This is a genomic window from Blastococcus jejuensis (genome assembly GCF_039534705.1).
GTDB classification, from domain to species: domain Bacteria; phylum Actinomycetota; class Actinomycetes; order Mycobacteriales; family Geodermatophilaceae; genus Blastococcus_B; species Blastococcus_B jejuensis.
In genome coordinates, this window is sequence record NZ_BAAAVV010000008.1 from 90,474 (window position 1) to 105,059 (window position 14,586).

A 14,586-nucleotide genomic window follows, 5' to 3' on the forward strand; every position below is an offset into this window, starting at 1 on the left:
TGATCGATCCGGAACGGGCACCGGCAGACTGTAGCGATGCCCGACCAGCCGGAACTGACGATCCAGGGCTGGGGCCCGGCCCCCGCCGCTCCCGACGACGGCGGCGACCTCGCCGGCACCCTGCCCAAGGCGGCCCGGAAACACCTGACCCGCGAGCTGGGCTGGACACCGCGACCGACGCCGCCGGTCGCCGTCGACCAGATCCGCCTGACCGAGTCGCGGCTGGGCGAGGAGGCCCGCACCGCGCTGGTCGGCCTGCTCGGCGAGGACAACGTCCGCACCGACCGGGAGTCGCGGCTGCGCCGGGCAGGGGGCAAGAGCTACCTCGACCTGCTCCGCCGACGGGAGGGGGACGCCTCCGACGCCCCCGACGCGGTCGTCACCCCCGGCACCACCGAGGAGACGGCGGCGCTGCTGGCCGCGTGCAGCGAGCACGGCCTCGTCGTCGTCCCGTTCGGTGGCGGCACGAGCGTGGTCGGCGGGCTGGCCGGCATGGACCCCGACGACCGGCCGTCGATCGCCGTCGACCTGTCCCGGATGGCCTCGGTGCAGTCGCTCGACGTGCCGTCGTCCCTGGTGACGGTCGGCCCGGGCATGCGCGGCCCGGCGCTGGAGGAGGAGCTCGCCCGCGAGGGGCTCACCTTCGGCCACCTGCCGCAGAGCTGGGAGTTCGCCACGATCGGCGGGTACGCGGCCACCCGGTCGGCGGGCCAGGCCTCGACCGGCGTCGGCCGCTTCGACGAGCTCGTCGCCGGGCTGACCCTGGCCACGCCGTCCGGGGTGCTGGAGGTGGGCCACCCGCCGGCCACCGCGGCCGGCCCTGACCTGCTCGGCCTGGCGCTCGGCTCCGAGGGCACCCTCGGCGTGATCACCGAGGTGACCCTGCGGGTGCGGCCGAGGCCCGCCGCGTCGGCCTACGAGGGCTGGTCGTTCCGCACCTGGCCGGCGGGGCTGGCCGCCCTCCAGCGGCTGGCCCGCCACGACCTGCTGCCCGACGTCGTCCGGCTGTCCGACGCCGACGAGACGAAGGCGAACCTGATGATGGCCTCCGGCGCCGGGGCCAAGGCCCTGCGCGCCAGCCTGCGCACCCGGGGTCACGGGGAGGGCTGCCTGCTGGTCGTCGGCTGGGAGGGGCTGCCGGCCCTGATCCGCGCCCGGCAGCGGGAGGCGTCGTCCCTGCTGCGCGAGGGCGGGGCGATCCGGCTGGGCCGCCGGGTCGGGGACTCGTGGAAGAAGCACCGCTTCGAGGGTCCCTACGTGCGCGACCGGCTCATGGACGGCGGCCTGCTGGTGGAGACGCTGGAGACGGCGGCCACCTGGTCGGCGCTGCCCACCGTGTACGACGCCGTCCGCCGGGCCCTGCGCGAGACGCTCACCCGCGACGGCCGGGCCCCGCTGGTGATGACGCACGTGTCGCACGGCTACCCGACGGGCGCCTCGCTGTACTTCACCGTGCTGGCCGACCGCGACGACGACCTGCCGATCCAGCAGTGGCTCTCGGCCAAGCGAGCCGCCACCGACGCGATGCTGGCCGCCGGCGGGACGCTCACCCACCACCACGCCGTCGGCGCCGACCACCGCCCCTGGCTGGAACGGGAGATCGGGCCGCTGGGCGTCGAGGTGCTGAAGGCGGTCAAGCAGCGGCTGGACCCGAAGGGCATCTGCAACCCCGGCGTCCTGCTGCCCGACTGAGGCCCTCCCTGGTGATCGCGTCCCTCAGAACGCGTGGCCGAAGGAGAAGACGCCGGCGGGGTCGACCCGCTGCTTGACCTCCCGCAGCCGCTCGAAGGTGCCGGGCTCGTAGGCCGCGGCCACCTCGTCGGGCCCGGTCACGTCGCCGAGGAAGTTGACCATGTTCACCGGTGACTTCCACGGCGTGAGCGCCCCGAGGACGCCCTTGCCGATGGCCGGCACGACCTGGGCCAGCTCGGGCACCGCCGGGCCGAGGATCATCAGCGAGTAGGCACCGCCGCGGCCGGCGACGGCGTTCGGCTGCTCCGGCTGGCGGCCCAGCGCCCCACCCATCAGCCGGAGTTCGACCATGATCAGCGGGATGTCGAGCTGCGGGCCGGCGGCGGCGAGCAGCGTGTCGACGGTCTCCTCGGTCAGCTCGGACAGCAGCATCCCCTTCTCCCACGCGGGCAGCGGGTCGACCGGGTCCATGTGGATGCTGTCCATCTCGGTCGTCCGGATGGGACCGATGAAGCCGAGCAGGATCTCGCCGGCCGCCTTCATCGGCTCGACCAGCCGCTCGCCGAGGTCGAGGTCCGCGCCGGCGTAGGCGTACCGGAGGTGGACGACGGTCTGCCCGCGCAGCGGCGGCGGCAGCTCCTCCATCGGCGGCATCCGCATGATCGCGATCGACGTGCTGACCTCCTCGGGCAGCGTGGGCGCCCACTCGCGGAAGGCGTGCAGCAGCGCGGGGGTGTCCTGACCGGCGAAGAAGATGCCGCCGGCCACCAGCGTCTTCTCGGGTACCAGCTCGATCTCCAGCGCCGTCACGATGCCGAGGTTGCCCTTGCCACCACGGACGGCCCAGAACAGCTCCCCCTCGTTGTCGGCGCAGATCCGGCGCAGCCGCCCGTCGGCGGTGACGATCTCGACGGTCCGGACGTGGTCGGCGGCGAAGCCGTGCTTGCGGCCCAGCGACCCCATGCCACCGCCGAGGGTGTAGCCCACGACACCGACGTCGGACGACGAGCCGCACAGACCCACCAGGCCGAACTCGGCCGCGACCTCGAGGACCTTGATCCACTTGACGCCGGCCTCGACGCGGGCGACGCGGCGCTCGGGGTCGATGGACAGGCCCTGCATGCGGCGGGTGGTGATCATCATCGAGCCGGCGGCATTGCGGACCGGCCCGTGCCCGGTGGCCTGGACGGCGACGCCGAGACCGCGGTCGGTGGCCCAGGAGACGGCGGCCGCGACGTCGGCCGCGCAGGTGGCGCCCACCGCGATCGCGGGGGTGTGCTGGACGGCCACGTTCCACGTGGCCACCTCGGCGGCCATGCCGTCGTCCCCGGCCGCGTACACCGGCCCGTGGACGAGGCTGCGCAGCTCGGCGACGTCGGCCGCCGTGTACGCGGGGGCCAGGGTGTCGAGCACGTCGTCACCGATGGTGGCGGTCATCGGCTCGGGGTCTCGGGGGAGGTCGGTGAGACTCATCAGGGAGTTTTCCTCTTCGCGGCCCGCGGCCGGTGCCGCGGAGATCTGATCTGGACGGCACGAAGGTTCGGCCCCGGCCCTTGGCCCGGACTTGCAGCCGACTAGGACGACGACTTGCAGGGGGACGGCGCACCGAAAGGGGTGCCGCGGCGGCCCGCGACCTGGGAGCATCCCCCGTCGTGCGCTACCGAGTCCTCGGCCCGCTCGAGGTCACGGGTCCCGACGGCAAGCCCGTCGACGTCGGCGGCGCCAAGCCGCGCGCGCTGCTGACCCTCCTGCTCGCCGAGGCCGGCCGCGTCGTCGCGGTCGACCGCATCGTGAGCACGCTGTGGGGCGACGACCCGCCGCCGACGGTCACCGGCACGCTGCAGGCCTACGTCTCGCACCTGCGCCGCGTCCTCGAGCCCTCCCGCGGCCCGCGCGAGGCGCCGACCGTGCTGCTCACCCGCTCGCCGGGCTACCTGCTCCAGGCCTCGGCCGACGACCTCGACCTGCTGCGCTTCACCGACCTGGTCGAGGAGGGCGACCGCGCGGTCGCCGCCGGCGACCCCGGCCGGGGCGTCACCCTGCTCGACGAGGCGCTCGCGCTGTGGCGGGGCGAGCCACTGGCCGAGCTGGGGGACCTGCCGAGCGCCGGCACCGACCGGCTGCGGCTGGCCGAGCTGTACGTCCGCGCCCGCGAGCGCCGCTGCGACGCCCTGCTCGCGCTCGGCCGTCCCGACGCCGCCGTCACCGATCTGCAGCACCTGGTCGCCGAGAACCCGTTGCGCGAGCGGCTGTGGGCGCGGCTGGTCACCGCGCTCTACGCCGCCGACCGGCAGGCCGAGGCCCTCGACGCGCTCCGGCGCTGCGCCGACCTGCTCCGCGACGAGCTGGGCATCGACCCCGGCCCGGAGCTGCGCGACCTCGAGCAGGCGGTGCTGCGCCAGGACCCGAAGCTGACCGAGCGGCTGCCCCGGCCCGTGCTGCCGGTCGCGCACCGGCCGGTCCCGACGGCCACGTTCACGCCGGGCTCCGAGGCGCTCGTCGGTCGCCGTCCCGAGCTCACCCAGCTGCGCACGATCGCCGAGCAGGTCACCGCGGGGCGGTCCGCCGTCGTCGTCGTCGAGGGCGAGGCCGGCATCGGCAAGACCCGGCTGGCCGAGGCGGCGGCCGAGGCCGGCCGCGCCGCCGGGTGGGCGGTGGCGTGGAGCCGCTGCGCCGACGACGCCGGCGCCCCGGCCCTGTGGCCGTGGACCCAGGTCCTCGAGCAGCTGGACCAGGCGGAGCTGACGCCGGTCTCCGACAGCACCGAGGACGACGCCGACGCCGCGCGGTTCCGCCTGTTCCAGGACCTCCGCGCCCGGTTGAAGGCCGCCGCCGACCGGCCGGTGCTCGTGGTGCTCGACGACCTCCAGGGCGCCGACACCACCTCCGTCCAGTTGCTGGGCCTGCTCGCCCGGCACCTCCCCCGGGCGCCGGTGCTGCTGGTCGTCACCGCCCGCACCGTCGGCGAGGTGTTGCCGGTGGCCGTGAGCGACTGCCTGGGCCGGATGGCCCGCGAGCAGTCGGCGACCTTCCTGCGCCTGGGCGGCCTCGCCACCGACGACGTCGCCGCCCTGCTCACCACCCAGCTGGGCTCGCCCGGCGACCGGACGCTGGCGACGCAGGTGCACGACCGCACCGGCGGCAACCCGTTCTTCGTCGTCGAGCTGTCGCGCTGGATGGTCGGCACCCACGACCTGCACCTGGACCGGGTGCCGGTGCCGCCGTCGGTCGGCGAGGTCCTGCGCACGCGGCTGGACCGGCTGCCGCAGGGCACCCGCGACGTGCTCGAGCTGGCCGCCGTGGCCGGCCGCGAGGTCAGCCTCGACCTGCTCGAGGCGGCCGGCACGCCCGCCGAGGAGGCCCTCGACGCCATGGACTCGGCGCTGGCCGTCGGGCTCGTGGTGGAGGGCGGCCGGCCGTGGAGCTGGCGCTTCACCCACGCACTCGTGCAGGAGGTGCTGGTCGACGGCCTCCCGGCGCTGCGGCGCGCCCGGCTGCACGCCCGGCTGGGCTCAGCGCTCGAGCGGCGCTCCGCCGGCGCGCCCGACGAGGGCCTGGTCGAGCGGCTGGCGCACCACTTCGTCGAGGCCCTGCCGGTCGCCGGTCCGGGGCCGGCGCGCACGTACTCGACCGCGGCGGCGCAGGCCGCGCGTGCCCGGCTGGCGCACGGTGAGGCCGCCGCGCACACCCGGCAGGCGCTGGCGCTGATCGACCCGGCCGAGCCGGACTCGGCCCGCACCCGCCACGACCTGCTCACCGCCCTCGGCCACGACCTGCTGCGCAGCGGGTCGCGCACCGAGGCCGCCGGGGTCATCGGCGAGGCGATCACCGTGGCCCGGCAGCTCGGCGACCGGCAGTGCCTGGCCGAGGCCGCCGCCGTCTGGGGCAGCGTCACGGTGTGGAACTGGCGGCCGCACGGCGTCGTCGACGACGAGATGGTCGCCCTGCTCGAGGACCTGCTCTCGGAGCAGGAGGGTGGGGTCGGCGACGACCGGATGACCGCGCGGTTGCTGGGCACCCTCGGCATCGAGCTGGCCTTCGGCCCCGACGACCGGGGGGTGCAGGCCGCCCGGCGGGCGGTCGAGATGGCCCGCACGATCGGCGACCCCGAGCTGCTGGGCCGCACGTTGAACAACTTCAGCGTCGGCGTGTGGGGCCGCCCGGGGGCCGCCGAGCTGCGGCTGGCCGCCGCCGATGAGGCGCTGGCGCTGGCCGGGAAGGGCCTCCCCCGCCGCACCGAGTTCATCACCCACCTGCACCGCGCCCCGATCCGGCTGCACTTCGCCGACCTCGCCGGTTTCGAGGAGGACCACGCCGAGGCCCGCCGGCTGGCCGTCTCGCTCAGCGGCCCCGAGGTGCGGCCGCACGTCCTCTGGCAGGCCGGCGGCCTGGCGTGGCTGCGCGGCAACGCCGCCCGCGCCGAGGAGCTCACGACCGAGGCCTACGAGCTGTACCGGCGGGTCACGCCGCACGCGCGGCACGCCTACGCCGCGCACCAGTTCACCCTCCGGCGGGCCGACCACCGGCAGGCCGACGCGATCCCGCTGCTGGTCGAGACCGGCGACGAGGGCAGCCCGCTGCTGCAGGAGATGGCCGTGCTGGCCGCCGCCGAGTCCGGCGACCTCGCCGAGGCCCGCCGGCTCCGTGCCCGCTGGGGCCGGACGCTGGTGCGCGACTGGGCCAGCGACGTCGCCCTCTACCTGCAGGCCGAGTCCTCGCTCTGGCTCGGCGACGAGCCGGACTGGGCGGCGGCGGCCGAGTCGCTGCGGCCCTACCGCGGGCGGCAGGCGGTGCTCGGGACGCCGTCGCTGACCCTGGGCGCCTACGACGAGCTGCTGGGCCGGATCGCCGAGCGCCGCGGGGACCTCGAGGGGGCCCGCGCGTGGTGGGAGGCGGCCCGCGAGCAGGGCGGGCTGGTCGGCTCGCCGCACCAGGTGGCGCTGGCGGCGTCGCACCTGGCGAGGGTCGGCACGGCGACGACGGTCTGAACGGCCCCCTGCAGGGTCCCGCCGCGAGCATGCGAGCGGTGGGGGGCAGGGGGTCCTTTCTCAGCGGGTCGTGGCGATGCCGCCGTCCACCGCGATGACCGAGCCGGTCACGTACGAGCCCGCGCGGCTGGTCAGGTAGACGACGACGCCGGCCATGTCGTCGGGCCGGCCGATGCGGCCCAGCGGCGAGCGGGCGGCGATCTCCTTGCCGAACGTCTCCAGCGTCGCGTGCATCATCTTCGACTCGAAGGGCCCCGGGGCGACCGCGTTGACCGTGATCCGGCGCGGTCCGAGCTCCTTGGCCAGCACGCGGGTGAGGTGGTGCAGCGCGGCCTTGCTGGAGGAGTACGAGTAGGTGTGCATCGGCGGCACGTGCAGCCCGTCGATGCTGCCCACGTTCACCACCCGCGCCGGGTCCTCGTGGGTGCCGGCCTCCTCCAGCAGCGGCAGGAACGCCCGGGTGAGGAAGAACGGCGCCTTGAGGTTGAGGTTCAGCAGCTTGTCCCACGCCGATTCGGGGAACGTCGCCAGCGGCTCGCCCCAGGTCGCGCCGGCGTTGTTGACCAGCACGTGCACCTGGTCCTCCCGCTTCCCGACCTCCTCCGCCAGCCGCAGGCACTCGGCCTCGGTGGACAGGTCGGCGGGGATCGACGCGACCGTTCCGTACGCGGACAGCTCGGCGACGGCGGCGTCCCCGGCCTCGGGCTTGCGGGAACTGACGTAGACCCGCGCTCCGGCCTGGAGCAGCCCGCGGGCCATCATCAGGCCGATGCCGCGGGTGCCCCCGGTGACGACGGCGACCTTTCCGGTGAGGTCGAACAGGTCCACGGCTTCCTCCGGTCGGCTCGCGGGCGCCTCGTCGCGCCGGCCCCACCGGACCCTATCCAGCGGGTTGCGGCGCGGGAGGTCCTCGGTGTGTGCCAGCCTCTGCCCATGATCGAGACCGCCGGGACGATGGGCGCGACCAGCGAGGTCGGCCGCCTGCGCACCGTGATGCTGCACCGCCCGGGCCCCGAGCTGCGCCGGCTCACCCCGCGGAACAACGACCAGCTGCTCTTCGACGGCGTCCCGTGGGTGGCCCGCGCGCAGGACGAGCACGACGCGTTCGCCCAGGCGCTGCGCGACCGCGGCGTCGAGGTGCTGCACGTCGACGCGCTGCTCACCGAGATCCTGTCCTTCCCGGCCGCGCGGGCCGAGCTCATCGGCGCCGCCGTCGACGACCCCCGGCTCGGCGCCACCCTGCAGCGCGCCGCCACCTCCCACCTGGCCTGGCTCTCCCCCGAGGACCTCGCGGCCACGCTCATCGCCGGCCTCGCCCACGACGAGCTGCGCGGGGGCCGCGGCCTCGCCTACGAGGTGATGGACCGCTCGGACTTCGTCGTCCCCCCGCTGCCCAACCTGCTGTTCACCCGGGATTCCTCGGTCTGGATCGGCGACGAGGTGGCGGTGACCTCGCTGGCCATGCCCGCGCGGCACCGGGAGAGCACGATCACCGCGGCGATCTACACCCACCACCCGCGCTTCGCCGGGGTCGAGCAGCTGTACGGCTCGAGCCTGGAGCACCTCGAGGGCGGCGACGTCCTACTGCTCAGCCCCGGGGTCATCGCCGTCGGCGTCGGCGAGCGGACGACGCCCGGCGGCGCCGAGCGGCTGGCCCGGCGACTGTTCGCCCGCGGCCTGGCGACGACGGTGCTCGTCGTCCCGATCGCCCAGCAGCGGGCCACGATGCACCTGGACACGATCGCCACGATGGTCGACGTCGACGCGATGGTCATGTACCCCGCCGTCGCCGACTCGCTGCGGGCCTGGACCGTGACGGCGCCGGCCGGCGTGGGCGACGACGCCGACGAGGTCGAGCTGACCGTCACCGGGCCGCAGCCGTTCGTCGTGGCCGCCGCCACCGCCATGGGCATCGACCGGCTGCGGGTGATCGACACCGGGCTGGACCCGGTCACCGCCGAGCGCGAGCAGTGGGACGACGGCAACAACACCCTCGCCCTGGCCCCCCGGATCGCGGTGGCCTACGAGCGGAACACCGTCACCAACGCCGCGCTCGAGGCGGCCGGCATCGAGGTCGTGGCCATCGCCGGCTCGGAGCTGGGCAGCGGCCGGGGCGGCCCGCGGTGCATGAGCTGCCCCGTCCAGCGCGACCCCCTCTGAGCTTTCTGTACCGAAAGCTGCGCCGTCCCGCTCAGCTTTCGGTACAGAAAGCTGTCACAGGACGGCGAGCAGGCCGCCGACCAGGGCGCCGAGGACGGCGAGGCGCACGGTCCAGCGTCCGGCGGCGAGCCACCCGCCGGGCAGCGGCGGACGGACCTCGACACCGGGCGGCGGGCCCCCGACGACCGGGCCGAGCCAGCGCAGCGTCGTCGCCACGTTCTTCCGCTGGGAGGCGACCGCCTCGGTGTACATGCCGATGAGCGCGAAGAGGTAGAACGGCAGCAGGATCAGACCGATCACCGCGCTGACCGGGTCGTCGCCGAGGGTCAGCGTGCTGCCACCGTCGGCCCTGGCGGTGGACCTGCCGGCGAGCCGGAACAGCCGGTCGCCGTGCCAGAGGTGCAGCCCGCGGCCGCCCCGGGACGGCGCCGCGCTGTGGAACTCCGCCACCGGGGCCTGGATCACCACGCGCTCGGCCCCGAGCACCGGTACCCGCGTCACCGTGAGCCGGCCGCCCTCGATCGAGAGCCGCACCCGGCGCCGACCGATGCCGAACGGCGTGAACCGGCGGGCCCACGCCAGCGGTGGCGCGACCGCCTCGGGACCGTCGTAGGGCGGGAGTGACTCCTGCTTCCGCTTCCTCCGCCGGGACCGCTTCGACGGCTGCTCGGTCGTGGTCACGGCGGGGAAACCTAGCCGACGCCCGCCCCCTCGACGCCAGCTTTCTGTACCGAAAGCTGAACCGCCGCGCTCAGCTTTCGGTACAGAAAGCTGTTACAGGCGCTGGGCCAAGCGGTGGTAGGCGGCGCTCCAGCGCAGCTCCTTGGCCAGCGACCGGCGGGTGGTGTCGCCGTCGATGAGCACCAGCTCGGTCGAGAACACCTCGGCCAGGTCGGTGAGCTCGTCGGCGCCCAGCTGCGTGCTCAGCACCGTGTGGTGCGGGCCGCCGGCGGTCAGCCAGCCCTCGGCCGCCGTCGCGAAGTCCGGCCGCGGCTCCCACACCGCACGCGCCACCGGCAACCGAGGCAGGGGCTCCGACGGCTCGACGACGTCGATCTCGTTCGCCACCCAGCGGAACCGGTCACCGAGGTCGCACCAGCCGACGACGACGCCCGGCGCCGGGTCGGCGGTGAACACCAGCCGGGCGGGGTCCTCGCGGCCGCCGATGCCGAGCGGGTGCACCTCCAGCCGCGGCCGGGACGACGTGATGGACGGGCAGACCTCCAGCATGTGCGCGCCGAGGATCTTTGGCCGGTCCGACGACAGGTCGTAGGTGTAGTCCTCCATGAACGAGGTGCCGCCGGGCAGCCCGGTCGCGGCCGTCTTGAGGATCCGCAGCAGCGCCGAGGTCTTCCAGTCGCCCTCGCCGCCGAAGCCGTACCCGTCGGCCATGAGCCGCTGGACGGCGAGGCCCGGGAGCTGGCGCAGGCCGCCGAGGTCCTCGAAGTTCGTGGTGAACGCCCCGAACCCGCCGTCGGTCAGGAACTGCCGCAGCGCCGCCTCGATCCGCGCCTGGTACCGGACGCTGTCGTGCCGTGAGCCGCCCGGGCGCAGGTCGTCGTCCATGTCGTAGAGATCGCCGTACTCGGCGATCAGCGTGTCGACGGCGGACTCCTCGACCGCCTCGACGACGGACACCAGGTCGTTGACGCCCCAGGTGTTCACCGAGACGCCGAAGCGCAGCTCCGCCTCGACCTTGTCGCCCTCGGTGACGGCCACGTTGCGCATGTTGTCGCCGAAGCGGGCCAGCTTGAGCGACCGCGCCTCGGCGGCGCCCACCGCCGCCCGGGCCCACGAGCCGACGCGCGCCCGGACCGCCGGGTTGGACACGTGCCCGGCGACCGTCGTCCGCGGCGTCCGCAGCCGGGTCAGGACGAAGCCGTACTCCCGGTCGCCGTGCGCGGCCTGGTTGAGGTTCATGAAGTCCATGTCGATCGTCGCCCAGGGCAGGGCGGCGTCGGCCTGGGTGTGCAGGTGCAGCAGCGGCTTGCGCAGCGCATCCAGCCCGGCGATCCACATCTTCGCCGGCGAGAAGGTGTGCATCCAGGTGATGACACCGAGGCAGGTCGGGTCCTCGTTCGCCGAGCCCATCGCCCGCCGGATCGCGCCGGCGTCGGTGAGCACCGGCTTCCAGACCACGCGCACCGGCACCTCGGCGGCGTCGTCGAGCGCGGCGGCGACCCGCTGCGACTGCTCGGCCACCTGCTGCAGGGTCTCCTCGCCGTACAGCCCCTGGCTGCCGGTGAGGAACCAGATCTCCTGACCTTCGAATGCCACGTGGTGGTCCTTCCCCAGCATCAGCGCTGGCCGTAGACGTTCTGGTACCGGGCGTACAGCGAGTCGATGTCGGCCTGGGCGATCGGGATCGGCTCCCCCAGCTGCCGGGAGAAGTGCACCGTGCGGGCGACGTCCTCGGTCATGACCGCGGCCTTCACGGCCGCCTTCGCCGACGGTCCGATGGTGAACACGCCGTGGTTGCGCATCAGCACCGCGGGCGAGCGCGAGCCGGCCAGCGTCGCGACGATGCCCTGGCCGATCGAGTCGTCCCCGATCAGCGCGAACGGGCCGACCGGGATCGGCCCGCCGAACTCGTCGGCCATCGCGGTGATCACGCAGGGGATCTCCTCCCCGCGCGCGGACCAGGCGGTGGCGTACGGGCTGTGCGTGTGCACCTGCCCGTTGACCTCGGGCATGTGCCGGTAGACGTAGGCGTGCGCGTCGGTGTCGCTGGAGGGGCGCTTGACGCCGTCGACGGCGTTGCCGTCGAGGTCGCACACGGTGATGCCCTCCCAGGTCAGCTCGTCGTACTCGACGCCGCTGCCCTTGATGACGAACAGGTCCTCGCCCGGCACCCGCTCCGACACGTTGCCCGACGTCCAGGTCACCAGCTCGTAGCGGGTCAGGTAGCCGTGCAGGGCGGCGACGTGCTCGCGCTGCGTGCGGTGCGTCCCGTGCTCGGTCAGGGTGGCGGTCATCCGTTCTCTCCTCGCTGGACGGGGCTCACGTGGTCGACGGCGGCCCGCTGCACCGGGAGTGCGGCGACGTACCGCTGCATGAACGCGTCGAAGCCGGCGACGTCGACCGGGTCGGGCTCGGCGGTCTGCAGGCTCGTGCCGGTGAAGACCGCGGTGTCCAGGTAGTCGGCCAGACCCTGTTCCGGCGAGCGGCGGGCGGCGAAGGCAGCCAGGACGGCGATCCCCCAGGCGCCTCCCTCGGCAGCGACGTCCCCGACCGACACCGGGGTGTCGATGGCGGCGGCCAGGAAGCGTTGCGCCACGCCCTCGGTCTTGAACAGGCCACCGTGCGCGAACATCCGGTCGAGCCGCACGCCCTCGGCCCGCTGCAGGACGTCCATGCCGATCCGCAGGGTGGCCAGGGACGAGAACAGCTGCGTGCGCATGAAGGTGCTCAAGCTCAACCGGCTGTCCGGGGACCGCACGAACAGCGGCCGTCCCTCCTCGAGGTCGGTGATCGGCTCCCCGGAGAGGTAGTTGTAGGCGAGCATCCCGCCGCCGTCGCTCGCGCCGTCGAGGGCGGCCGCGAAGAGGGTGTGGAAGACCTGCGACGGACCGACGTCGGCTCCCACCGCCCGGGCGAACTCGGTGAACAGCCCGGCCCAGGCGTTCAGCTCACTGGCTCCGTTGTTGCAGTGCACCATGGCCACCGGGTCCCCGGCCGGCGTGGTGACCAGGTCCAGTTCGCGGTGCACCTGGGTGAGCTCGTGCTCGAGCACGACCATCGCGAAGATGCTCGTCCCGGCGGAGACGTTGCCGGTGCGCGGGGCGACCGAGTTGGTGGCCACCATCCCCGTTCCCGCGTCACCCTCGGGCGGGCAGAGCGGGACGCCGGGGCGCAGCCGCCCGGTCGGGTCGAGCAGCGTCGCGCCGGCCTCGGTGAGCTCGCCGGCCGGCCTACCGGCGACCGAGATGGCGGGCAGCAGCTCGGCGAGCGTCAGCTCGACCCCGGCCTCGGACGCCAGCTGGTCGAACCGGGCCAGCATCGGAGCGTCGTACCCGCGGGTGGCTTTGTCGATGGTGGAGGTGTCGATCGGGAACATGCCGCTGGCGTCCCCGATGCCGAGCACCTTCTCGCCGGTGAGCTGCCAGTGCACGTAGCCGGCCAGGGTGGTCAGGTGGGCGAGCCGACCGACGTGCTCCTCGCCGTCCAGGATCGCCTGGTAGAGGTGCGCGACGCTCCACCGGTGCGGGATGTTGACGCCGAACTCCGCGCTGAGCCGCTCGGCCGCCCGGCCCGTGTTCGTGTTGCGCCAGGTGCGGAACGGTGTGAGCAGCGCACCGTCGGCGTCGAACGCGAGGTAGCCGTGCATCATCGCCGAGACGCCCAGGGCGCCGACCGTCGACAGCTCGACCCCGTGGCGTCGCCGCACGTCGTCGGCCAGGGCGGAGAAGCTCTGCTGCACTCCTGACCACACGGCGTCCAGCGAGTAGGTCCACAGCCGGTCCACGAACTGGTTCTCCCAGTCGTGGCTGCCGACGGCGAGCGGAGCGTGGTCCGGGCCGATCAGCACCGCCTTGATCCGGGTCGACCCGAACTCGATCCCCAGAGCCGTGCGACCGCCGGCGATCGCCTCGCCGGGATGGATGCCGGCATCGGTGTCCATCAGTGCTCCTCCGAACCGACGTCGTCCCCGCGCCGGAGGCCCGGCGTCCACCCGATTGTTAGCGCTAACATCTCAGCGGTCAAGCCGCGGGTGCCGGCTTCGCCGGGCCGGAGCTGGCCCGGACGATCAGCTGCGCCGGGACCGGGCGCGGGTGCAGGTCCTCTCCCCGCAGGCGGGCCAGGACCAGCTGGACCCCGCGCCGCCCGAGTTCGGCGAAGTCCTGCCGGACGGTGGTCAGCGGCGGGGTGAAGTAGGGCGCCTCGGGCAGGTCGTCGAAGCCGACGACGCTCACGTCGTCGGGCGCCTCCAGCCCGGCCTCGTGGAAGGCGGCCAGCAGGCCGAGAGCCATCTGGTCGTTGGCCAGGAAGACCGCCGTGACGTCCTCACCGGCCCGGATGCGGTCGGCGAGCTGCCGGCCCGCGGCGTAGCCGGACGACGGCGTCCAGTCCCCGCGCAGCGGCTCGGGGACCGGGGCGCCCACGGCCTCGAGCTCGGCCCGCCAGCCGTCGATGCGCCCGCGGGCCTCCTTCGAGTCGGCCGGTCCGGCCACGTGGTGCACCGTGCGGTGCCCGAGGTCGAGCAGGTGCCGGACGGCCAGCCGGGCGCCGGCCTCCTGGTCCACGCCGACCGCGGGCCGGTCCTCGTCGCCACCGACCTGGACGGCGACCAGCGGGACCGGCGGCTCCAGGCTGGCCAGCGCCTCGGCGGCGTCGTCATAGGTGGAGAGCGCGACGATCGCGTCGACCCGCTGCGCGACGAAGGCGTCGACCGCGTCGCGCATCGCCCCCGCCGTCGCGTCGTCGAGGATCGAGACGCTCAGCGAGTAGCCGGCCGCGCGGGCGGCCTTCTCCAGCCCGAGCATCGTCTGCGCCGGCCCGTACTGGTTGATCTTGACGGTGACCAGGCCGATGGTGCGCGTGGAGCCGGTGACCAGCGCCCGCGCGGCCACGTTGGGGCGGTAGCCGAGCTCGGCGATCGCCTGCTCCACCCGCTCCCGGGTGGCCGGCGCGACGCTGGGATGGCCGTTCACCACCCGGGAGACCGTCTGGTGCGAGACGCCGGCCCGGGCCGCGACGTCCGCCATCGACAGCGGGCGGACCGCCGCAGCCGCGGGCTGCACCATTC

At 74.5% G+C, this 14,586-nt stretch carries 10 protein-coding genes; 3 read left to right on the top strand and 7 right to left on the bottom strand.

Annotated elements, in window-relative coordinates:
- Positions 1 to 36 precede the first annotated feature (36 nt).
- The gene (locus ABD644_RS16665) at positions 37 to 1,692 is read left to right on the top strand and encodes an FAD-binding oxidoreductase (RefSeq protein ID WP_344690111.1); all 1,656 of its coding nucleotides are present in this window, start codon (positions 37 to 39) and stop codon (positions 1,690 to 1,692) included.
- A 24-nt stretch (positions 1,693 to 1,716) separates the two neighbouring features.
- Here the strand turns inward: ABD644_RS16665 and ABD644_RS16670 are convergent, their stop codons facing one another.
- On the bottom strand, positions 1,717 to 3,165 hold the full coding sequence (locus ABD644_RS16670) for an FAD-binding oxidoreductase (protein ID WP_344690112.1): 1,449 nt from the start codon (positions 3,163 to 3,165) through the stop codon (positions 1,717 to 1,719).
- Positions 3,166 to 3,344: 179 nt separating this feature from the next.
- Here ABD644_RS16670 and ABD644_RS16675 point away from each other — a divergent pair, with 179 nt between their 5' ends.
- On the top strand, positions 3,345 to 6,680 hold the full coding sequence (locus tag ABD644_RS16675; RefSeq protein WP_344690113.1) for an ATP-binding protein: 3,336 nt from the start codon (positions 3,345 to 3,347) through the stop codon (positions 6,678 to 6,680).
- A gap of 60 nt (positions 6,681 to 6,740) precedes the next feature.
- Here the strand turns inward: ABD644_RS16675 and ABD644_RS16680 are convergent, their stop codons facing one another.
- Complete coding sequence (locus ABD644_RS16680; RefSeq protein ID WP_344690114.1) at positions 6,741 to 7,508, bottom strand: SDR family oxidoreductase; 768 nt, start codon at positions 7,506 to 7,508, stop codon at positions 6,741 to 6,743.
- A 105-nt stretch (positions 7,509 to 7,613) separates the two neighbouring features.
- Here ABD644_RS16680 and ABD644_RS16685 point away from each other — a divergent pair, with 105 nt between their 5' ends.
- Complete coding sequence (locus ABD644_RS16685; RefSeq protein ID WP_344690115.1) at positions 7,614 to 8,840, top strand: arginine deiminase; 1,227 nt, start codon at positions 7,614 to 7,616, stop codon at positions 8,838 to 8,840.
- Positions 8,841 to 8,894: 54 nt separating this feature from the next.
- Here the strand turns inward: ABD644_RS16685 and ABD644_RS16690 are convergent, their stop codons facing one another.
- From ABD644_RS16690 to ABD644_RS16710, 5 genes are all read right to left on the bottom strand, one after another.
- The gene (locus tag ABD644_RS16690; protein ID WP_344690116.1) at positions 8,895 to 9,521 is read right to left on the bottom strand and encodes a hypothetical protein; all 627 of its coding nucleotides are present in this window, start codon (positions 9,519 to 9,521) and stop codon (positions 8,895 to 8,897) included.
- Positions 9,522 to 9,614: 93 nt separating this feature from the next.
- On the bottom strand, positions 9,615 to 11,117 hold the full coding sequence (araA, locus tag ABD644_RS16695; protein WP_344690117.1) for an L-arabinose isomerase: 1,503 nt from the start codon (positions 11,115 to 11,117) through the stop codon (positions 9,615 to 9,617).
- Between the two features lie 20 nt (positions 11,118 to 11,137).
- Complete coding sequence (locus tag ABD644_RS16700) at positions 11,138 to 11,815, bottom strand: L-ribulose-5-phosphate 4-epimerase (protein ID WP_344690118.1); 678 nt, start codon at positions 11,813 to 11,815, stop codon at positions 11,138 to 11,140.
- On the bottom strand, positions 11,812 to 13,461 hold the full coding sequence (locus ABD644_RS16705; RefSeq protein ID WP_344690119.1) for a xylulokinase: 1,650 nt from the start codon (positions 13,459 to 13,461) through the stop codon (positions 11,812 to 11,814). The genes ABD644_RS16700 and ABD644_RS16705 overlap by 4 nt, the downstream gene beginning before the upstream one ends.
- A 79-nt stretch (positions 13,462 to 13,540) precedes the next feature.
- The gene (locus tag ABD644_RS16710; protein ID WP_344690120.1) at positions 13,541 to 14,584 is read right to left on the bottom strand and encodes a LacI family DNA-binding transcriptional regulator; all 1,044 of its coding nucleotides are present in this window, start codon (positions 14,582 to 14,584) and stop codon (positions 13,541 to 13,543) included.
- Between the last annotated feature and the right edge of the window lie 2 nt (positions 14,585 to 14,586).